The sequence below is a fragment of the Rodentibacter sp. genome, from assembly GCF_057314195.1.
Genome location: NZ_DBHLAM010000032.1, coordinates 2,888 through 24,192 on the forward strand (window position 1 = coordinate 2,888; position 21,305 = coordinate 24,192).

A 21,305-nucleotide genomic window follows, 5' to 3' on the forward strand; every position below is an offset into this window, starting at 1 on the left:
AGTACTCGGCTACGAACCGAGCGGTCAAAGGTTCGAATCCTTTCGGGTGCGCCAACTTCTCTCCTTTATCTACTTCCTAATTCATTAGTTTTAAAAGCATCGGTTTAACTCGAGTGTTCTTCCCGATCATCAATGTTTTTCAATAAATAATTACCTTCCGCGTCTGTTAAACTGCGAAATCCGACATTTGTAATTTTGTAAGGATATTGTGTGCGATAAATATAATTGTCGTGGTGATGTCCGTGGAAAATATGTTTTACGCCCATTTTCTGGGCGAGATCATTAATGACTTGGAAGCCCATTGGATGCGGTTTTGGTGCTTCGTGACAGATCAACACATCCGCTTGTTTATTTTCAAGAACTTCAATATCGGAAGGAAAAATTGATGTGCGGTGGCGCAACGGCACGCCACCGTGCCAGATTTTTTCTTGCGGGCTGTATTGACAGTAATGAATCGGATCGAAAAACATCGGACGATTCGGCGGCATCCAGATTTGTCCTCGAAACACGCCGCCCAAGCCCGCAATGCGGGTGCCCTGAATATTTTCAATACGATTATGCAAATTACGGGTTTTCCATTGCGTTCCCCAAATCGCTTCAAATGCGGCAACGGTTTTACTGTCATGATTGCCGTGAATAAACCAAATATCACAATATTGTGCTAGTTTATCCAATGCGTCCGGCGAAGAAAGTTGCAAGTCGCCCAGAATAATCAAGGCAACCTTCTCATTTTGCAGCACGAAAGGATAGAGGTGGTCGTAATTTCCGTGCGGATCGCCTGCATATAAAATCATCTTATTTGCTTTTCAAAATGCTTGGACCGTTTTGTAAACCGTCCAATTCTTCTTCGTTTAACACTTTTTCGATCACCGATTTCACTTGGTTATAACGATCCAAATAACTTGGTGACTCAATTTCAATATAAGGCACTTTGTATTTATCCAATAATTTTTTTAATAATTGTTGAAATTGTTGGCGTTGTTTTTGCGAACCCAAACTGCGTAAACCGTCATCCACCCATTTCGTGTTGTTTTTTAGCAAAATGGTCACATCAAATGGATATTCTTTGATCATTGAATCCAAAAACGGATGAGCTTTGCCCTCGTACTGAATACAAAACGCTTGAGTGGTGATGAAATCCGTGTCGATAAAGGCAATTTTATGCGCATGGCGTACTGCGTAATCAATGTAACGCTGATGCCCTAGCGCCATTTGCGGGTAATCGGAATATTGCATTGCCTGCTCATCGCCGCCGAGCTTTTCAAACACAAACTCGCGTCCATATTCCCAAGCGGAAGTGGTATTAAAAACCGCTGCCAGTTTATTCACTAAGACGCTTTTACCGCTGCTTTCGCCGCCTAAAATCGCCACGGTTTTTGCAAAAAACGGACGCACTTCTTTCGGGATAAATTTCCAATATTGAAACGGTGTAGTGCGAATTTTTGTGGCAGATACGTTAAAGAATGTACGATCCGGATCCACTAACGAAACTTCCAAACCTAAATATTGCTCGTAAGGCGCCTTGTCTTGCGGTTCGCTACTGAATACGATAGATGGCTGAACACCTTTTTCGTAGAACAACGTTTTCACCGCCTCACTCCAAGATTGCCAGCCGTTCGGATAGCTCGGAATGCCGTCTTCAATTAAATGGTGAATGAAAATTTGATTTTTCTGATATTTAAAAATCTGCTGCATCCAACGCAAGCGATCTTGCACCGTCGGCATACGTTTCATTTTGCTATCGTAAAACAATTTTAAATCGCGCTCGGTATCGCTGCAGACAATCACATGCAGTTCATCCACTTTACTGAATGCCTCATAAATCATATTAATGTGGCCGGTATGCACGGGATAAAATTTGCCAAAAATTACGCCGATTTTTTTTTCTTTCGTTGCTGACATGGCTGACCTTTTGTCACATAAGAATGAATGCCGACTATTGTAGGCGAAATAGGCGGATTTTTCACGTTCTGATTTTTCTGAAGGGAGATTTTACGCTATACTGAGCGCGCATTCTCAGGGCAGGGTGAAATTCCCTACCGGTGGTGACAGCCCACGAGCGTTTGGAAAATAATGAGTATTTTGGCTTATTGCCTTCACCTTCTTCGTTTAAAGAAAAAAGCTTATTCAGTGACGAAAGGAATAAAATGGAAGTGCGAAATAGCACCGCATTGAAATGCCTTCCACTGCGTACAGCGGCAAAAAGCGACATGTTTTCCAAAGACAGCAGATTTGGTGAAATTCCAAGGCCGACAGTAAAGTCTGGATGAAAGAGAATAAAGCGGATTGGCTTGCCAACCCGTTCTTTTTATTTGCATTTCTCAGCCCTGATTCTGGTTAATTTTAAAGCGACAAAAGGAAATTACGATGAATCAGTCAATTTTATCCCCGTTCGGCAATAATGCCGAAGAACGCGTACTTAACGCAATCAATGCCTTCAAAAGCGGCAACGGCGTGCTTGTATTAGATGATGAAGATCGCGAAAACGAAGGTGATTTAATCTTCCCGGCCGAAACCATTACAAAGGAACAAATGGCGCAACTTATTCGTTACGGCAGCGGTATTGTATGTTTGTGCATTACTGACGAACGTTGCCGACAACTTGATTTACCGCCGATGGTGAAACATAACAACAGCGTAAACAGAACCGCATTCACAGTGACGATCGAGGCGGCAAAGGGAGTTTCTACCGGTGTATCCGCGGCGGATCGCGTGACGACGATTCAAACCGCAATCGCCGACAATGCGGTGCCGGCGGATTTACATCGCCCGGGACATGTTTTCCCGCTTCGCGCCGCTAATGACGGCGTATTAACGCGTCGCGGTCACACCGAAGCTTCCGTTGATCTGGCCCGCCTTGCCGGTTTTAAGCCAGCCGGTGTAATTTGTGAAATCACTAACGACGACGGCACGATGGCGCGTGCGCCTGAAATCGTGGCATTTGCCCGAAAGTCGGGTTATTCCGTGCTGACCATTGAAGACTTAGTGGCGTATCGTTTGGCGCATAAGGTTTAGGTTAAGCCGGTACGGGAGCAAATCGGAGTGGCAATGGGTTACTTATGTTGCGTATGTTTTTCTTTATGGGCGGCGAAGTCAGCGCCTTTTGCGATCATCCGTAACTGTAGAATGACGCGTTGTTTAAGTTGATCCCGTTCCGATTTATTCATATCCAACGCATTGGCGCCGGCAGTAAAAACAATGGTGACGATGCCTTCTGCTTGTACGTAAGAAATATATTGAGAGTAACCGTTTTTCTGGGCGATATATTCCGCCAGTTCGTCCACAAAATGTTTGATTTCTCGTGCGGCGGCGGTGCGAAACGCTTGGGAGGTGCCGGAGCTTTCACGCAGTAATAAGCGAAAGATATTAGGACTATTGGTGATAAATTCAAAAAAGGTGCCCACCGAAACGGCAATTACACTGCCGCCTGCATCAATACGTTTGCGCGCTTGGCGCATGAGTTGGCGCAACATCAAACCGGCTTCGTCCACCATTTCCAAACCGAGCTCGTCCATATCACCGAAATGACGATAAAAAGAAGTTGGCGCAATACCGGCTTCACGCGCCACTTCACGTAAACTTAAATTAGAAAAACTTTTTTCCGCGCTAAGTTGATTGAACGCCGCATCTACAAGGGCACGGCGGGTTTTTTCTTTTTGGATTGCACGAACACCGGCCATTATTTTTCTCCCGCAAGAATAGACTTCACCGCAGATCCGACCGCATTGGCGACGCGTTCATAGCGGTTCCGTAACGGCGAACCGGGTCGGTACACGAGAGCGATAGAACGAGTAGGTTCCGGGGAGTGGCAAGGAATATATTTTACCCCCTTACGTGAGCCTTCATTTAATACTGCAAGCTCGGGCATAAACGTCATTCCTGCATTGGCGGCTACCATATTACGCAAGGTTTCTAAGCTGGTTGCCTGATAATGCGAATTTTCTTTTGCACCGGCGGCGAAACAGTAATCCATGGTTTGATTACGCAAGCAATGGCCATCGTCCAACATAAGCATTTCTTGTCCTTTAAGTTGATTCATCGAAATTTTTTCTTCTTTTGACCAAGGGTGGGCTTCCGAAACGGCCAGCAGCATTTTTTCGTTGAAAATCGGTACTTCGATAAAAGGTTCGGTTTCTTGAACGCGGGCTAAAATCGCACAATCCAATCGGCCGGTTTCAAGTTGTTCTAGCAGTTGGCTGGTTTGCGCTTCGTAAAGAAAAATTTCCAAATCCGGGAAAGATTCTTTTAAAGTCGGTACGATGTAAGGCAGTAAATAAGGCCCTAGCGTCGGGATTAGACCGATATGTAGCGGGCCGGTCATTTCTTTGCCTTGATTGCTCGCCATTTCTTTTAATAATTTCACTTCGCGCAATACGGTACGGGCCTGTTCCACAAGTAACATACCGGATTGAGTAAATAATACTTTGCGGCTGGTGCGTTCTAATAAAATAATGCCGAGTTCATCTTCTAATTTGCGGATTTGGCCGCTCAAAGTCGGTTGGCTGACATTACAAGAGTCCGCTGCGCGGCGGAAATGCTTATGTTCTGATAGCGCTACTAAGTATTCTAAATCGCGAATGTTCATGATGTTTCCTTATAGAAAAATTCAATCAATAGTATAGAATTAATTGATTGTAACTATATCACAAGTTTCATTATAATCCAGCCCGTAAGTAAAACTTCACCTCAAATTAAGGAGAAAAAATATGGCTTTAACCGATATGACCGGTAAAAAAGTACCGAACGTTACATTCCACACGCGTCAAGGCGATGCTTGGGTCGATGTGACTACAAGCGAATTGTTCGATAACAAAACCGTTGTTGTGTTCTCATTGCCGGGGGCGTTTACGCCGACTTGTTCATCCACGCATTTACCGCGTTATAACGAATTGGCTTGCGAGTTTAAAGCGGCCGGCGTGGATGACATTATCTGCGTTTCAGTAAACGATACTTTTGTGATGAACGCTTGGAAAGCCGATCAAGAATCTGAAAATATCACGGTTATCCCGGATGGTAATGGCGAATTTACCGAAGGTATGGGTATGCTTGTTGGTAAAGAAGATTTAGGGTTTGGCAAACGTTCATGGCGTTATTCTATGCTGGTGAAAAACGGCGTAGTTGAAAAAATGTTCATTGAACCGGAAGAGCCTGGTGATCCGTTTAAAGTTTCCGATGCGGATACGATGATGAAATATTTAAAACCGGGTTGGACAGCCAAACCGTCCGTTTCCGTGTTCACAAAACCGGGTTGTCCATTCTGTGCAAAAGCAAAAGCATTGTTAAAAGCAAAAGGATTTACTTTTGAAGAAATCGTGTTAGGTCGTGATGCAAGCACCATTTCCGTGTGTGCGATTACCGGAAAAACCAGCGTGCCACAAGTTTTCATTGGCGGCGAATACATTGGTGGTAGCGACGATTTAGAAAAATATTTTGCGTAATCAGGAAAGTGATTTAGCGTTATTTATTTAGGATTTGTATGATTAAAAACCGGATCTCATTTGAGATTCGGTTTTTTTATTTTATGTCAACTAACGAGTTGCTCTCACTAATTGGTAATACATATTAGGGCGTGGGGTGGGTGGAAATGGTTCGCCTTTTACACAGGTTACTTCATTTACTTTTGTACCACTTTCAGAGTATTGTCCGTAGATACCTGATTGAGGCACTGATTCTCCAGGATAATATTTCATAATGCATCTCCTCTAAAATTTAGTAAGGTTACTACATGTATCATATATAACAAAAGTTATATACTTAGATGTATAAATATAGATAGATACAATAAATTCAAGTATTCACAATAATTAATTTTGTAAAAAGGAAATTATGCAAAATATCACTATTATCGACACCGGCTGCGCTAATCTCTCCTCTGTCAAATTTGCTTTTAACCGCTTGGGTTATCGCGCCGAAATTACGCGAGATATTCGCAAAATTCAATCTGCCGATAAATTGCTGCTGCCCGGTGTGGGCACGGCAATGGCGGCGATGCGGAATTTGGCAGAACGTAACCTGATTGATTGCATCCGCAACGCCACCCAACCTATGCTTGGTATTTGCTTGGGTATGCAGTTGATGACCGAATTTTCCACCGAAGGCAATGTGGCGACACTCGGCTTAATGAGTGGGCAGACGGATCTTATCCCTGATAGCGGTTTGCCGTTGCCACACATGGGCTGGAACAAAGTGCGTTACACGCCAGACCATCCGCTGTTTACCGGCATTAAACAGGACAGTCATTTTTATTTTGTGCACAGCTACGCCGTGCAACCCAATCAAAACACGCTTGCGACAAGCCATTACAGCGTAGATTTCTCCGCCGCCATCGCCAATAGAAATTTCTACGGTGTGCAGTTTCATCCGGAACGTTCGGGTAAAAACGGCGCGTTATTGTTGAGGAATTTTGTGGAGAAGGTGAAATAGACTACAGATCTAAAATAACGCACGATCCCCCTCTTTGCTAAAGAGGGGAACTGATTACATTACACAGGAAAACCTATGCAAACATCACAAATTATCCCCGCCCTCGATCTTATCGACGGGCACGTTGTCCGCCTACATCAGGGCGATTATGCGCAGCAGACCACTTACAGCGACAATCCCATTGAGCAGTTCGCAAGCTATATTCAACAAGGTGCGCAGCAGTTGCATTTGGTTGATTTAACCGGTGCCAAAGAGCCAACGAAAAGACAAACCGCACTTATCGGCAAGATTATCGCCGCCACGCAAAGCAACATTCAGGTGGGCGGTGGCGTTCGTACCGAACAGGATGTTGCCGATTTGCTTGCGGTAGGCGCGAACCGCGTGGTGATTGGTTCTACGGCAGTGACACAACCCGATATGGTGCAAGGCTGGTTTACTAAATATGGCGCGGAGAAATTCGTGTTGGCGCTAGACGTGCGCATTGAAAACGGGCAGAAACTGGTAGCGATTAAAGGTTGGCAGGAAACCAGTGCGCTGACCCTAGAAAACGTCGTGGAAAACTACCGCACTTTTGGCTTGCAACATGTGCTTTGCACCGACATTTCCCGCGACGGCACGCTGGCGGGTTCCAACGTGCAACTTTATCGTGAAGTATGCGCCAAGTTTCCGGATGTGCAGTTCCAGTCTTCCGGCGGCATCGGTTCATTGGCGGATATCGAGGCTCTCAAAGGCACAGGCGTGGCGGGCGTAATTGTGGGGCGTGCTTTGTTGGAAGGCAAATTTAATGTAGCGGAGGCAATTGAATGTTGGCAAAACGGATAATTCCTTGTTTGGACGTGCGCGACGGACAGGTGGTGAAAGGCGTACAGTTTCGTAATCATGAAATCATCGGCGACATCGTGCCGCTGGCGCAACGTTATGCGCAGGAAGGCGCCGACGAGCTAGTGTTTTATGATATTACCGCCTCTTCTGACGGTCGCACCGTGGATAAAAGCTGGGTGGAGCGCGTGGCGCAAGTCATCGACATTCCGTTCTGTGTGGCGGGCGGCATTAAAACCATCGCGGATGCCGAACAGATTTTTGCTTTCGGCGCGGATAAAATTTCCATTAATTCTCCCGCCCTTGCCGACCCTGATTTGATTTCCCGCTTGGCGGAACGTTTTGGCGTGCAGGCCATCGTGGTGGGCATTGACAGCTGGTTTGAGCAGGAAACGGGCAAATATTGGGTGAACCAATACAGTGGCGATGAAAAACGCACCCGTCAAACCAACTGGCAGTTGTTAGATTGGGTAGCCGAAGTGCAACAACGCGGCGCCGGCGAAATTGTGTTGAACATGATGAACCAAGACGGCGTACGCAACGGCTATGATTTAGCGCAACTGAAACTGGTACGCCAAGCTTGCCACGTCCCGCTAATCGCCTCCGGCGGCGCGGGCGAAATGGTGCATTTCCGCGATGCGTTTATGGAAGCCAATGTGGATGGCGCGCTAGCCGCGAGTGTGTTTCATAAGCAGATTATTAATATCGGTGAACTGAAAGATTATTTGGCGCAGGAAGGCGTGGAAGTGCGGTGCTAACGCGAAAAGTGCGGTCGTTTTTGAAAGTATTTTTCAGTATCATGTAGCAAATATATAAAGCCATCTGAATGAAGTATGAATCGGAGTTATAAAATAGCACCGCATTGGAGGGCGCCTCAATGCGGTGCTATTTTGTGAGTTCATTTCAGTTTTGTGCAACAGCGGCATTTTATAAAACGATGGCGTACGAATTCTAACGCGTGCTGAAATAAGCAGAAGAGTAAGTTATGAAAAAAAGGCGCAAAAACGACAAATTACGATCACGATATAACAGCAGAAAATACGATTAAGCATTATGAGGAAATTTGGGGCTATCGTAATTTCTTTGTAACCTTTTTTTAGACTAAATTTTGAGGAAAAACGATGCTAAACACACAAAACATCAACTGGCAAAAAATCAATAACCTCCTCCCTGTTATCGTGCAGGATGCTACCACTTGTGAGGTGTTGATGCTGGGGTATATGAATCCGGAGGCGTTGGAGAAAACCTTAGCGGAGAAAAGAGTGACGTTTTTTTCCCGTACGAAAAACCATCTGTGGACGAAAGGGGAAACCTCGGGCAATTTTTTAAACGTGGTGGATATGAGCTTGGATTGCGATCAGGACACCTTATTGATTTTGACGAATCCCATAGGAGCAACGTGCCATACGGGGGAAAAAAGCTGTTTCCATCGATTTGAGCGAGAAGCGGTTGGAAACTGGACGTGGTTCGCTAAATTAGAGCAGCATCTTGCCGAGAAGAAAAACGCTGCTCCTACAAGCTCATACACAGCAACTCTACATGCTAAAGGCATCAATAAAATCGCTCAAAAAGTTGGTGAAGAGGGCGTGGAAACGGCCATTGCCGCAGTAACCCGTGACAAGGCGGAAATCATTTCCGAAGCAGCGGATTTGGTTTATCACTTAACCGTGCTATTACATAATCAAGAACTACGTTGGTGCGATATTATTGCTAAGTTACAAGAGCGCCATCAAGGGATCGGGTTGCATCAGGAAGGGGCGAATAAATAATATTGATGTTTTCGTCCTTTTTAGTAAAACGCGAAATGCTTGTTAAAAGAGTAAACTTATAGCAATAAAGGAAACCAGATGGATTTACATAATATTCGCGAAGAATACCGTAAACGTGTGTTATCGCAGCACGATTGTCATGAGAACCCAATTAAACAATTTGAGCTTTGGCTGAATGAAGCGATAACCGGTCAAGTAAACGAACCGACCGCAGTGAATGTGGCGACAGTAGATGAAAACGGCAGACCAAGCGGCCGCATTGTATTGTTAAAAGAAGTAAACGAACAAGGTTTCGTATTTTTCACCAATTATCACGGTCGCAAAGGACGCGCTATTGAATGTAATCCGTTCGTTGCATTGACTTTCTTTTGGCCCGAATTGGAACGTCAAGTACGTATTGAAGGCAAAGCGGTGAAAATTCCTGCCACACAATCGGACGAATATTTTGCCAGTCGTCCATATTCCAGTCGCATCGGCGCTTGGGCGAGCGAACAAAGTGCGGTTATTTCCGGTTATCAATCATTGCTCGCCAGAGCCGCATTAATGGCGGCCAAGCATCCTCTGAATGTCCCACGACCACCGCATTGGGGCGGCTATTTAGTGGTGCCCGATGCGGTCGAGTTTTGGCAAGGTCGTCCAAGCCGTTTGCATGATCGCATTCGTTATCGCTTAGAAAATAGCGAATGGATCCGAGAACGCCTTTCGCCTTAGTGGTAATTGCTCCCTTTCTTCAACGTAAAAAAATTACCTAGTTGGTTCATACGAAAAAATGCGGTGTGCGTTCATATATTGAGCAATTCCAATTCATTCGAAATTGGCGTTATTTTCCCGAAAAAGTTCACATAGTTTGGCAAAAAACGGTAGAATGACGCCATTTTTAATTCAATGAGCCGAGGTATGTATGGATGTTTTAATGGGCATTCTGGGTATGGCGGTATTACTCGCCATCGCAATTTTATTTTCTAACAATCGTCGCGCAATCAACTGGCGAACAGTGATAGGGGCTCTTGCAATTCAAATCGGATTTGCGGCCCTTATTTTATATGTACCGGCAGGTAAAAACGCCTTAGGCGCGACTGCCGATGCAGTGGCTAATGTGATTGCCTACGGTAATGAAGGGATTAACTTTGTATTTGGCGGCTTAGCCGATCCAAGCAAACCAACCGGCTTTATTTTTGCCGTAAAAGTGTTGCCAATCATTGTCTTTTTCTCCGGATTGATTTCCGTACTTTACTACTTAGGCATTATGCAAGTCGTGATTAAAATCATCGGCGGCGCATTGCAAAAAGTATTGGGTACTTCCAAAACGGAATCTATGTCTGCTGCGGCAAACATTTTTGTAGGGCAAACCGAAGCGCCGTTAGTGGTAAAACCCTATATCAGCCGGATGACCGAATCCGAACTGTTCGCCATCATGGCCGGCGGCACCGCATCCATCGCGGGTTCTGTGATGGCCGGCTACGCGGGGATGGGCGTTTCTCTGACTTACTTAATCGCCGCATCATTCATGGCGGCGCCGGCGGGTTTGTTGTTTGCAAAAATTCTTTATCCGCAAACCGAAAAATTTAACGATATTCAACCTGAAATCACCGACGCTGAGAAACCGTCCAACCTGTTAGAGGCCATGGCAGGCGGCGCCAGTGCGGGTATGCAATTGGCTCTAAACGTCGGCGCGATGTTGATCGCATTCGTGGCGTTAATCGCGTTGATTAACGGCATTTTAGGCGGTATCGGAGGTTGGTTTGGTTACGGCGAGTTAACCTTACAATCCATCTTTGGTTGGATCTTTAAACCGCTTGCGTACTTAATCGGCGTATCTTGGCAAGAATCCGGTATTGCCGGCGAAATGATTGGGATGAAACTCGCAGTGAATGAATTCGTAGGCTATCTTGAATTTGCCAAATACTTACAACCGGATGCGGCTGTGGTATTAAGCGAAAAAACCAAAGCGATTATCACTTTCGCCCTGTGTGGTTTCGCCAATTTCAGCTCTATCGCTATTTTAATCGGCGGTTTGGGCGGAATTGCTCCGAATCGTCGTGGCGACATCGCACGCTTAGGTTTGAGAGCAGTCGTTGCCGGTACGCTGGCTAACTTAATGAGCGCTACCATTGCAGGTCTTTTTATTGGGTTAAGTGGCACGGCACTATAAAGTACGAACGATTTTCCGAAAGTTTTTTGCACCACGACCACGGATATACGTGGTGCCTTTATTTTAATTTAGTCAAAAAAGAGGTAATAGCATGACTCCACACATTAACGCACCCGAAGGTGCATTTGCCGATGCGGTGCTGATGCCGGGCGATCCGCTACGCGCTAAATATATCGCCGAAACATTTTTGCAAGACGTCAAAGAAGTGACCAATGTGCGCAATATGCTTGGTTTTACCGGCACTTATAAAGGCCGTAAAATTTCCGTAATGGGACATGGCATGGGCATTCCGTCTTGCTCCATCTACGCGAAAGAATTAATTACCGAATATGGCGTGAAAAAGATCATTCGTGTCGGTTCTTGTGGCGCCGTGAAAATGGACGCCAAGGTGCGCGATGTGATTATCGGTTTAGGGGCTTGTACTGACTCCAAAGTGAACCGCATTCGTTTTAAGGATAACGACTTCGCCGCTATCGCCGATTTCGGTTTGACCAGTGCGGCGGTTGAAGCGGCTAAACAAAAAGGTATTCCGGTCAAAGTGGGTAATTTATTTTCCGCCGATTTATTTTACACGCCGGACGTTGAAATGTTCGACGTAATGGAAAAATATGGCATCCTCGGCGTGGAAATGGAAGCGGCGGGCATCTACGGCGTCGCAGCTGAATTTGGCGCACGCGCATTAACGATCTGCACCGTTTCGGATCACATTCGTACGCACGAACAAACCAGTGCCGAAGAGCGTCAATTGACTTTCAATGAAATGATCGAAATCGCATTAGAAAGTATTTTAATTGATGATAAAAACGCGTAATTGGCGTTTTTAAGAAAGAAAAATGCGGTGAATTTCACCGCATTGACGACTTACTGATTTAGCACCGCATTGGCGACTTACTGATTCAGCACCGCATTGGCGACTTACTGATTTAGCACCGCATTGACGGCTTACTAATTCAGTATCGCATTACACAAAAAATGCACCGACAAAAGCCCTCAAACGCAATTCAACTGCTGCGCAAACGTTTTCGTTTCCCTCGATTTTCCTTTATAATAGCTCGCAATTTTTGTTTCAATTCAACCTCAAAGGTAATCCTCATGTTCCAAATTTTCCGTGGCTCACCTGCCCTTTCCGAATTCCGTATCAACGCCTTAATGCAAAAATTCCGACAAAATGATCTGCCGGTGAATGCCGTATATGCCGAATACGTACATTTTGTAGAACTCAATGCGGTGCTCTCGGAGAAGCAGGAAACTAAGCTCAAAGAATTACTCCATTACGGCCAGACTCTTGCCGAACATGAAGCCAAAGGGGAAAGTTTTATTGTGATTCCGCGGGTCGGCACCATTTCCTCTTGGTCGTCTAAAGCCACCGATATTGCCCATAACTGCGGCTTAAATGAAGTGGAACGTATTGAGCGTGGTTTGGTGTATTACTTTGAATTGACACAGCCGTTAGATGAAAAAACGACGGAAAAACTGACCGCACTTTTACATGACCGTATGATGGAAACCGTAGTGCGCAAGGCTGATGAGGCGGAAGTGTTGTTCCGTCAACAAGAACCAAAACCGTTCAAAACCGTGGATATTTTAAACGGCGGACGCAGTGCTTTAGAAAGTGCCAACGTGGAACTTGGCTTGGCATTGGCGGAAGATGAAATCGATTATTTGATGGAAAATTTCACCGCACTTGGACGCAATCCGCACGACATCGAACTGTACATGTTCGCGCAAGCCAACTCTGAACACTGCCGCCATAAAATTTTTAATGCCGACTGGGTTATCGACGGCAAAAAACAGGATAAATCCCTGTTCAAAATGATCAAAAATACCTTTGAGAAAACCCCTGATTTTGTGCTTTCCGCGTATAAAGACAACGCGGCGGTGATGGAAGGCTCCAAAGCGGGGCGTTTCTTCCCGGATCAAGACGGCATTTACCGTTATCACAATGAAGATACCCATATTTTGATGAAAGTGGAAACCCACAACCACCCGACTGCCATTTCCCCATTCCCGGGTGCGGCAACCGGCTCCGGTGGCGAAATCCGTGACGAAGGAGCGACCGGTCGCGGCGCCAAACCAAAAGCGGGTTTGGTGGGCTTCTCTGTATCCAACTTATGCATTCCAAACTTTGAACAACCTTGGGAAGCGCCGCTTTCCAAACCGAACCGTATTGCTTCCGCCTTAGACATTATGCTGGAAGGCCCCTTAGGTGGTGCGGCGTTTAACAACGAATTTGGTCGCCCTGCATTGCTCGGCTATTTCCGTACTTACGAACAAAAAGTAAATAGCTTCAACGGCGAAGAAGTACGTGGCTACCACAAACCGATCATGTTGGCGGGCGGTATCGGCAACATTCGTGCCGAACACGTGCAAAAAGGCGACATTCCGGTGGGCGCAAAACTGGTTGTGCTTGGTGGCCCTGCCATGAACATCGGCTTGGGCGGTGGCGCAGCGTCTTCGATGGCATCCGGCAAATCCAAAGAAAACTTGGATTTCGCCTCCGTACAACGGGACAACCCGGAAATGGAACGTCGCTGCCAAGAAGTGATTGACCGTTGCTGGCAGCTGGGCGATGACAACCCGATTGCCTTTATTCACGACGTGGGCGCGGGCGGTTTATCTAACGCTATGCCGGAATTGGTGCATGACGGCGGCCGTGGCGGTAAATTCGAGCTCCGCAAAATCTTAAGCGATGAGCGCGAAATGAGCCCATTGGAAATCTGGTGTAACGAATCACAAGAGCGTTATGTGCTTGCCATTCACCCGGAAAAACTACCGCACTTTGAGGAACTTTGCCGTCGTGAACGCGCGCCTTATGCGGTGATCGGTGAAGCCACGGAAGAAGAACATTTAACCTTACATGACGAGCATTTCAACAACAATCCGATTGATTTACCGATGGGCGTGTTGCTCGGCAAAACCCCGAAAATGACCCGCAATGTGCAAACCGCAAGCGTTAATGGCGAACCGCTCGAACAAAGCCAAATTCAATTAAAAGAGGCGTTACATCGTGTGCTTCGTTTGCCTGCGGTGGCAGAAAAAACCTTCTTAATCACCATCGGTGACCGCACGGTGACCGGCATGGTGGCGCGTGATCAAATGGTCGGCCCGTGGCAAGTACCGGTGGCAGACTGCGCAGTGACCACGGCGACCTTAGACAGCTACTATGGCGAAGCCATGTCCATGGGCGAACGTACGCCGGTAGCATTACTCGATTTCGCTGCCTCTGCCCGTTTAGCCGTGGCAGAATCCCTCACCAACATTGCCGCTACGAATATCGGCGACATTAAACGCATTAAATTGTCTGCCAACTGGATGTCCGCCGCAGGCCACAAAGGCGAAGATGCTGGATTATATGCCGCGGTGAAAGCCGTGGGCGAAGAACTTTGCCCGCAATTAGGCTTAACCATTCCGGTGGGCAAAGACTCCATGTCCATGAAAACCACTTGGCAGGAAAATGGCGAGCAAAAAAGCGTGACTTCGCCGCTTTCTTTGATTATCAGCGCCTTCGCCCGCGTGGAAGATGTGCGAAAAGCCGTCACCCCACAATTACGCACTGACAAAGGGCAATCCCGCTTGTTGTTGGTGGATTTGGGCGAAGGCAACAACCGCTTGGGTGCTACGGCGTTAGCGCAGGTGTATGCGCAACTTGGTGACAAACCGGCGGATGTAGTCAACGCCGACACATTGAAAAACTTCTTTAACGCCATGCAGGACTTGGTGGCGCAAGAAAAATTATTGGCATATCACGACCGCTCCGATGGCGGGCTAATCGTCACCTTGGCAGAAATGGCCTTTGCCGGACATTGTGGCGTAGCAGTGGATATCAGCGCCTTGGGCGACAACGATTTAGCCGTGTTATTTAACGAAGAATTAGGCGCAGTGATTCAAGTGCGCGACAGCGATTTGAGTCTCGTGCGCGACGTCTTCGCTAAACACAATGTGTTGCACTTAGTGAAAGAATTAGGCGCCGTGACTGAAGACGACGAAATCGAAATCACCCGTGGCAACAAAGTGTTACTCAATGAAAAACGCTCCGACTTACGCGGCATTTGGGCGGAATTGACCCATCAAATGCAACGCTTGCGCGACAACCCGGAATGTGCCGACCAAGAATTTGCCGCGAAGAAAAATCCGCAGGACAAAGGCTTCTCCGCCTATTTAACCTACGACCCAAGCGAAGACATTGCTGCGCCTTATATTGCCACCGGTAAACGTCCGAAAGTGGCGGTATTGCGCGAGCAAGGCGTCAACAGCCATGTTGAAATGGCGGCTGCATTTGACCGCGCCGGCTTTGAGGCTATCGACGTACACATGAGCGACTTGCACAACCGCCGTTATGACTTGCAACACTTCAATGCCTTGGTGGCGTGCGGCGGCTTCTCTTACGGCGACGTGCTCGGCGCCGGTGGCGGTTGGGCGAAATCCATTTTATTTAACCCACACTTACGGGATCAATTCAGCCAATTCTTTGAACGTGAAGATACGCTCGCACTTGGCATTTGTAACGGCTGCCAAATGCTTTCCACTTTAGCGGAAATCATTCCGGGCACAGAAAACTGGCCACGTTTCGTGCGCAATAAATCCGAACGTTTCGAAGCCCGCGCCGCCTTGGTTCGCATTAACGAAAGCAACTCCCTATGGTTCCAAGGCATGGCAGGCTCCCACATGCCAATTGCCGTTTCCCACGGTGAGGGCAGAGTAGAATTCAAAACACCTGAAAATTTAACCGCACTTCAATCACAAAACTTGATCGTGGCGCAATACATCGATAACAACCTCAACCCGACAGAAGTGTATCCGGCGAACCCGAATGGCTCCGCCCTCGGCATCACCGCCCTTTCCAATACCAACGGTCGCGTCGCCATCATGATGCCACACCCGGAACGCGTCTTCCGCACCGTGAGCAACTCATGGCATCCGGAAGAGTGGGGGGAAGATGGGGCTTGGATGCGGATTTTTAGGAATGCGAGGGTGCAGCTTTAATAATTTAAGATAAATAAAACCGACTGGAAATAGTCGGTTTTATTTATACCTTAGAATCTATATCTATCCGTTAATATTTCATAACGTGGTATAAATTAAACTTGCAATATATAAAACAATCCATATTGGGGCTAATAATATAGTAATAATTATTCCTAGAGTAAATATAGGCTTGCTATCAATAGATGACTGTTGCAATAAGAAATCTTTACTTTTATCTAGATAGCGTGTTGCTTTATTAGTTAATAATGCCACAAGGAATACCCAAGACCATAGTGAAGTTAATAAGCTTGATAAAAATATTATTCCTTCAGGGAAAGCAAAAAATACTTCAGTATTTCCATTTATAATGTCGAATGAGCCATCACCTTTATCTATTAAATAAGCATCTGTAATAAATTGAAATAATATACTAACTTCCATAGGGTTAGATATCCAAGAAACTAAGTTGTTATAAAATGTATTAAAAGAAAAATTTCGTGTAAAAAGTAGTTCCTTTATTGTGGTATAAGATAAAACAAAGATGGTTATTGATAGAGCGGTATTGAAAATTACAACTAGTATTTGTTTGATTATATGAGAATTTATATATCTATTAAATAACCAGCGAGTAATGCAAGATGAGATATAATCAATTACTATTCCAATAAAGAAAAACCAAAGAAAGTTATATATTATAGGTGTGACTGGATTACCAAATATCCATTGTTTATTAGGGTGTGATAATAAATAAGAATAAGATAACAATATTAAAATCCATAGAGAGCTTATGATGCTTGAAGATATAAATGATCTGCAGGAAATAATTTTCTTTCCATAAATTATATCAGTCAGAAAGATTGAATTTACAAGGAAAGATGATACTTTTCTTTGAGTTTTAAGATCTTGTAAAAATTTAGGAATTTTTTTTGCAATACTACCATTACCAAAAGCATCATCTAAATATTTTAGAATTTTTAACATGGCGGCAATGATTACTGGGATGCTAATAAGTCCAATCTCTAGAGTCATTTTGTTTTTCTCTTTTAAATAAAAAATAGGCTATTTATTATACATTATGGATTATAAAATTTCTCCACAATAGCGCGCGTCTCCTGACGCGTGCTTTTTTATGCTCTGAATTTTTGGCACGCGTCGGGAGACGCGCGCTAGCGGTGATTTGTCGGAGTTAAAAATAGCACCGCATTGAAAGCTTCATTGAAGCCTTCAATGCGGTGCTATTTTTAGTGGAAACCCGCAATAACAGATATTGCGGCGTTTGTGTGGGTGGTGGCCGAATTAATGTCTCGGTAAGTAACGGGTCGGATCCACCGATTTGCCTTTGTAGCGAATTTCAAAGTGGAGTTTTACCGCATTGGTGCCTGAGCTGCCCATTTTGGCAATTTCTTGCCCCGCTTTGATTTCTTGTTGGTCGGCAACGAGAATTTTATCGTTATGTGCGTAAGCACTTAAGAAATCATCATTATGTTTAATAATGATTAGGTTGCCGTAACCGCGTAGTGCGTTGCCGGCATAGACCACGCGCCCCGCGGCTGCCGCTTTAACCGCTTGACCGCGTGAGCCCGCGATATCGATTCCTTTATTACCGCCGTCAGAATTAGAAAAACCTTGGATGATGTTGCCTGTTGCCGGCCATTGCCAAGCAACATTAGAAGCGATCGGCGCGATGACATTAGCGTTTGTCGCCGTTGTATTTTCTTCCGTGGCGGCCGGCGCGCTTGGTGTGTTACTTGACGTGTTATAAGTCGGTGTTGGTGTGACGGAAGGTACGCCGGCGCCGGATTTAACCGGGCCGATAATGCTGCCGTCTGAACCAATTTGCGTGCCGTTTGCGCCCGGCGTATAGGTGACTGCGGGTGTGCTGTTCACCGCGTTCGATGCGGTGCTCGCAGCGACGGTCGAGGTGATGGTTTTAGTTGAACAATTACCGATTTTCAAGGTTTGCCCTACACTTAAATGATAAGGTTCGGACATATTGTTTAAGGCCGCTAACTCTTTTACGTCAATACCTGCCAGATATGCGATAAGGAACATGGTGTCGCCTTTGTTCACTTTATAAGTGGCACCTTTGTAAGAACCTTTTTGGATCTGGCTGTAATCCGGTGCATTGGTATTTGGGTTGCGCGGCACATTAACATGCTGCGCTCCACTACAATCGGAAACGGTTTTGCTCACGGTTTGAGTTTGCGCTTGTGTTTGCGTTTGCGCAGCGGGCTGATAAGTTGGTTGGAAATTTGGTTGTGGTGCTTGTTTGCCGGCAGGCACGCTGTTACCCATATTGTTCGGCATAGAATTTTGTTGAATTTCAGGTTGCCAACTACCGCCAGCATTGCGATTATCAACCGGTTGCATTATTCCCGGAGAAAGAGAGCCGCCGGCATTTTCAATCGGCGCTTGCGTATTTGAAGAACAGGCCGTCAAAATCGCAACGCTTAAAGGCAAGAGTAAAAACGATTTGTTCATTTATTTTTCCTTCTTATTTCATTCCGTTCGGCATAGCTTGATATTCGATTTCCGGCATAAAGCTACCGCCGGCGATAGCGCCGGTCCCCTCCACCGGCAGCATGATGCCGTCCGGTAAGCTTTCAGCGTCTTTTGGTGGTTCGGAAGAACACGCGCTTAGTACGAACGCGATAGATAAGGCAAGTAATAATTTGTTCATTATTTATCCTATTTTATTTCAAAATTAAATAAGCAATTACGGCAAGTACAACAACTGACCAGCCGATAATTTCGATAGATTTGCGTAATTTTGCGGCAAATTTTTCCCCGCCCCAAGCGGCTAATTTCGCTACGAGCAAGAAACGCGCTGCGCGAGAAATCAGCGCGGTTAGGACGAACGGCAAAAATGCCATTTGCATCACGCCCGCACAGATCGTAAAAACTTTGTACGGAATCGGGCTGAAGCCGGCAACAAACACTACCAACACGCCCCATTGTTCAAACCAGCCGACTGCCTTTGCCCAATGTGCGCCGTACCCCCATTGTTGCACGACACCTTGCACCCAATCGGTGGCGAAATAACCAACGGCATAACCGATCATTCCGCCTAAGACCGAAGCAATCGTTGTATAAAGTGCGAATCTGATTGCACTTTTTGGCTTTGCCATGGACATCGGAATTAACATCACATCCGGCGGAATCGGGAAGAAGATCGCTTCGATAAAACTCACGAAAGACAACCAAAACGCCGCAAAACGGTGCTTCGACCAAGCCATGGTTTTATCGTACATTGCACCAAAAATATTTATTCTATTCATCTTTTGCATTTAAATTCGACAAAAAAACGCATTATTCACGTTCCAACCAGCCTTGTAAAGCTTGCAATGAGTGATGCGCTGTCATATCCGCTTGAATCGGTGTGATGGAAACGTAGCCGTTTTTCACCGCATAAAAATCCGTACCTTCGCTTTCGTCTTGTGGCAAGCCGGAAGGACCGATCCAGTAAATGGCTTCATCCCGCGGATCTTTTTGTTTAATCACTTCCGCCGCGGAAGAACGATAACCTAAACGACACACTTGGTAACCTTTGAGTTCGTCGTAAGGTAGATCCGGCACGTTAATGTTAATAATTTCACGTGGGTTTAATAATTGGTTATGCAATTTCGGAATCAAATCCGCCACCACACGCGCCGCCGTTTCATAATGCTGACGGCCGTCCAGCGACACTGCGATGGCCGGTAAGCCCAAGTGACGCCCTTCCAATGCGGCAGCTACGGTGCCGGAATACAGCGTATCGTCGCCCATATTGCAACCGGCGTTAATACCTGACACCACCAAATCCACTCGGCCGGACAAAAAGCCATTTAACGCCAAATGTACGCAATCCGCTGGCGTACCGTTAATGCAATAATCACCGTTATCCAAATGGCGCGGACGTAACGGTTCCACTAAGGTCAGCGAACCGGAAGCCGCACTGCGGTTACGATCCGGTGCGACAATCACTACATCGGCAAATTTGCGCAATTCCGCCGCTAAAACCCGAATGCCTTCGGCGTGAAAGCCGTCGTCATTACTTAATAAAATTCGCATTGTACTTCCTTATGATTGGGAGCTATAGATCGCAGATGTCATATTTGTGAGCTCAACAAAGCTTAACTAATTCTCGAACCAATGCGGTGGCATAACTGCCTGCCGGTAGGTAAAAATTTAATTTCAGCCCGTCTTCGATAAATTGCCAATGAAAATCCTGCGCGCGCATTAATAACGGACGGCGCGCGGCTTTCATTTTTTCCTGTTTCATCAATGGTGCAAACGCATCGTGCCGCGCCACAATCGTATTTTCGATGTCTGCGGCGGCGAGGTTCGGTTCGCCGATTAACGGCCCGGTGAGTAAGATATCATTGTGCGCCAGACGGGCCTCCAATGCGGTGCTATTTTCACCTTCCGCAACCTGAAACCAACTGTGTGAGCCGTTTAATTGCAGGATATCGTTCGGCAAAATTCGATTCGCCACGCCTTGCTCAATGCGCGCCGCCACCACTAAATTAAAAATTTCGCTACGCGCAGCGGACAGGAAAAAACTGCGTTTTTTACGCTCTTTGACCTTAATTTCACCTTGCGCCCAACGCAATGCCTGCGTCAGATTATAACCGTCGCGACCGAAACGTTGTTCTGTAAAATAATTCGGAAAACCGACATTTTGCACCAAATCCAAGCGCGTTTTCAGTTCATCGGTCGGTTGCGCGCTGCGTAATAAAATTTCGAAATAATTGCCCCGTAAGCTGCCGGTACGGATTTTACGGTTATGTCGGGTCACGGCTAAAATTTCCACGCCCTCCAATTCAAAGCGGCTGAAATCCGGCGTTTCTCGTCCCGGCATCTGTAGGCAAAACCATTGTTCGGTAACGGCTTGACGATCTTTTAAGCCGGCATAACTCATATTGCGTTCCGATACGCCGGCAAATTTCGCCAATTTTTCACCGACAAATAAAGTGGTTGCGTCGGTTTTGCGCACTTTCAATGCCACGAATTCGCCTTCGCCCGACATGTCGTAGCCGAGATCTTCTTTTACAATAAAATCGGCACATTGTTGTTTTAGCAACGCGGTAGATTGTGGTGGCGCGCTTAAGGTGAGATAAGGCAATTGTTCGAGCATGATTTCGGGGTTTTATCGAAAAATAACGGAGCGAAATTTTATGCGACTTTCGCCTATTTAT

The 21,305-nt window shown here is 46.1% G+C and carries 20 protein-coding genes; 10 read left to right on the forward strand and 10 right to left on the reverse strand.

All coding sequences use genetic code 11. The annotated features are described in order from the left end of the window. Positions 1-104: 104 nt before the first annotated feature. Both ACO59Y_RS04845 and nadR read right to left on the reverse strand, forming a co-directional pair. Positions 105-794: a metallophosphoesterase family protein gene (locus tag ACO59Y_RS04845; protein ID WP_486131131.1), complete on the reverse strand. Its 690-nt coding sequence runs from the start codon at positions 792-794 to the stop codon at positions 105-107. 1 nt (position 795) lies between these two features. Further along, positions 796-1,902: a multifunctional transcriptional regulator/nicotinamide-nucleotide adenylyltransferase/ribosylnicotinamide kinase NadR gene (nadR, locus tag ACO59Y_RS04850; protein ID WP_486131133.1), complete on the reverse strand. Its 1,107-nt coding sequence runs from the start codon at positions 1,900-1,902 to the stop codon at positions 796-798. Between the two features lie 465 nt (positions 1,903-2,367). Here nadR and ribB point away from each other — a divergent pair, with 465 nt between their 5' ends. Then, positions 2,368-3,015 (forward strand): 3,4-dihydroxy-2-butanone-4-phosphate synthase, encoded by a 648-nt coding sequence (gene ribB, locus ACO59Y_RS04855; protein ID WP_486131135.1) that lies wholly within the window; start codon positions 2,368-2,370, stop codon positions 3,013-3,015. A gap of 38 nt (positions 3,016-3,053) precedes the next feature. Here the strand turns inward: ribB and fabR are convergent, their stop codons facing one another. Both fabR and oxyR read right to left on the reverse strand, forming a co-directional pair. Then, the gene (fabR, locus tag ACO59Y_RS04860; protein ID WP_373603567.1) at positions 3,054-3,680 is read right to left on the reverse strand and encodes an HTH-type transcriptional repressor FabR; all 627 of its coding nucleotides are present in this window, start codon (positions 3,678-3,680) and stop codon (positions 3,054-3,056) included. Beyond that, positions 3,680-4,585, reverse strand: coding sequence for a DNA-binding transcriptional regulator OxyR (oxyR, locus tag ACO59Y_RS04865; protein ID WP_486131138.1), 906 nt, complete (start codon positions 4,583-4,585; stop codon positions 3,680-3,682). The genes fabR and oxyR overlap by 1 nt, the downstream gene beginning before the upstream one ends. 121 nt (positions 4,586-4,706) lie before the next feature. Here oxyR and ACO59Y_RS04870 point away from each other — a divergent pair, with 121 nt between their 5' ends. The 9 genes from ACO59Y_RS04870 (at position 4,707) to purL (ending at position 16,146) form a co-directional block, all read left to right on the forward strand. Further along, on the forward strand, positions 4,707-5,438 hold the full coding sequence (locus tag ACO59Y_RS04870) for a glutathione peroxidase (protein WP_486131140.1): 732 nt from the start codon (positions 4,707-4,709) through the stop codon (positions 5,436-5,438). Between the two features lie 388 nt (positions 5,439-5,826). Beyond that, the gene (gene hisH, locus ACO59Y_RS04875) at positions 5,827-6,423 is read left to right on the forward strand and encodes an imidazole glycerol phosphate synthase subunit HisH (protein WP_486131142.1); all 597 of its coding nucleotides are present in this window, start codon (positions 5,827-5,829) and stop codon (positions 6,421-6,423) included. A gap of 75 nt (positions 6,424-6,498) precedes the next feature. Next, positions 6,499-7,245, forward strand: a complete 747-nt coding sequence (gene hisA, locus ACO59Y_RS04880) for a 1-(5-phosphoribosyl)-5-[(5-phosphoribosylamino)methylideneamino]imidazole-4-carboxamide isomerase (RefSeq protein WP_486131144.1) — start codon at positions 6,499-6,501, stop codon at positions 7,243-7,245. Further along, a complete protein-coding gene (gene hisF, locus ACO59Y_RS04885; protein WP_486131146.1) occupies positions 7,227-8,000 on the forward strand; it encodes an imidazole glycerol phosphate synthase subunit HisF in 774 nt (257 codons plus the stop codon). The genes hisA and hisF overlap by 19 nt, the downstream gene beginning before the upstream one ends. A gap of 363 nt (positions 8,001-8,363) precedes the next feature. After that, the gene (hisIE, locus tag ACO59Y_RS04890; RefSeq protein ID WP_486131148.1) at positions 8,364-9,011 is read left to right on the forward strand and encodes a bifunctional phosphoribosyl-AMP cyclohydrolase/phosphoribosyl-ATP diphosphatase HisIE; all 648 of its coding nucleotides are present in this window, start codon (positions 8,364-8,366) and stop codon (positions 9,009-9,011) included. Positions 9,012-9,089: 78 nt separating this feature from the next. Then, positions 9,090-9,722 carry a pyridoxamine 5'-phosphate oxidase gene (gene pdxH / locus ACO59Y_RS04895; RefSeq protein ID WP_486131150.1) on the forward strand — a complete coding sequence of 211 codons (633 nt, stop codon included), beginning with the start codon at positions 9,090-9,092 and terminating at the stop codon, positions 9,720-9,722. A gap of 190 nt (positions 9,723-9,912) precedes the next feature. Beyond that, entirely contained in the window at positions 9,913-11,163 is a 1,251-nt protein-coding gene (locus ACO59Y_RS04900) for a NupC/NupG family nucleoside CNT transporter (RefSeq protein ID WP_486131152.1), read from the forward strand. 91 nt (positions 11,164-11,254) lie between these two features. After that, positions 11,255-11,974 (forward strand): purine-nucleoside phosphorylase, encoded by a 720-nt coding sequence (deoD, locus tag ACO59Y_RS04905; RefSeq protein ID WP_486131154.1) that lies wholly within the window; start codon positions 11,255-11,257, stop codon positions 11,972-11,974. A gap of 281 nt (positions 11,975-12,255) precedes the next feature. After that, complete coding sequence (gene purL / locus ACO59Y_RS04910; RefSeq protein ID WP_486131156.1) at positions 12,256-16,146, forward strand: phosphoribosylformylglycinamidine synthase; 3,891 nt, start codon at positions 12,256-12,258, stop codon at positions 16,144-16,146. Positions 16,147-16,224: 78 nt separating this feature from the next. On the opposite strand, the gene ACO59Y_RS04915 is transcribed toward purL, so the two are convergent. The 6 genes from ACO59Y_RS04915 to truD form a co-directional block, all read right to left on the reverse strand. Next, the gene (locus tag ACO59Y_RS04915) at positions 16,225-17,157 is read right to left on the reverse strand and encodes a hypothetical protein (RefSeq protein ID WP_486131158.1); all 933 of its coding nucleotides are present in this window, start codon (positions 17,155-17,157) and stop codon (positions 16,225-16,227) included. 267 nt (positions 17,158-17,424) lie between these two features. Further along, positions 17,425-18,609 carry a murein hydrolase activator NlpD gene (gene nlpD, locus ACO59Y_RS04920; RefSeq protein WP_486131160.1) on the reverse strand — a complete coding sequence of 395 codons (1,185 nt, stop codon included), beginning with the start codon at positions 18,607-18,609 and terminating at the stop codon, positions 17,425-17,427. A gap of 13 nt (positions 18,610-18,622) precedes the next feature. Then, the gene (locus ACO59Y_RS04925; protein ID WP_373603580.1) at positions 18,623-18,808 is read right to left on the reverse strand and encodes a lipoprotein; all 186 of its coding nucleotides are present in this window, start codon (positions 18,806-18,808) and stop codon (positions 18,623-18,625) included. Between the two features lie 13 nt (positions 18,809-18,821). Further along, positions 18,822-19,397: a YqaA family protein gene (locus ACO59Y_RS04930; RefSeq protein WP_486131203.1), complete on the reverse strand. Its 576-nt coding sequence runs from the start codon at positions 19,395-19,397 to the stop codon at positions 18,822-18,824. 40 nt (positions 19,398-19,437) lie between these two features. Then, complete coding sequence (gene surE / locus ACO59Y_RS04935; RefSeq protein WP_373603581.1) at positions 19,438-20,178, reverse strand: 5'/3'-nucleotidase SurE; 741 nt, start codon at positions 20,176-20,178, stop codon at positions 19,438-19,440. A gap of 52 nt (positions 20,179-20,230) precedes the next feature. Then, positions 20,231-21,244, reverse strand: a complete 1,014-nt coding sequence (truD, locus tag ACO59Y_RS04940; protein WP_486131163.1) for a tRNA pseudouridine(13) synthase TruD — start codon at positions 21,242-21,244, stop codon at positions 20,231-20,233. Positions 21,245-21,305: the final 61 nt, after the last annotated feature.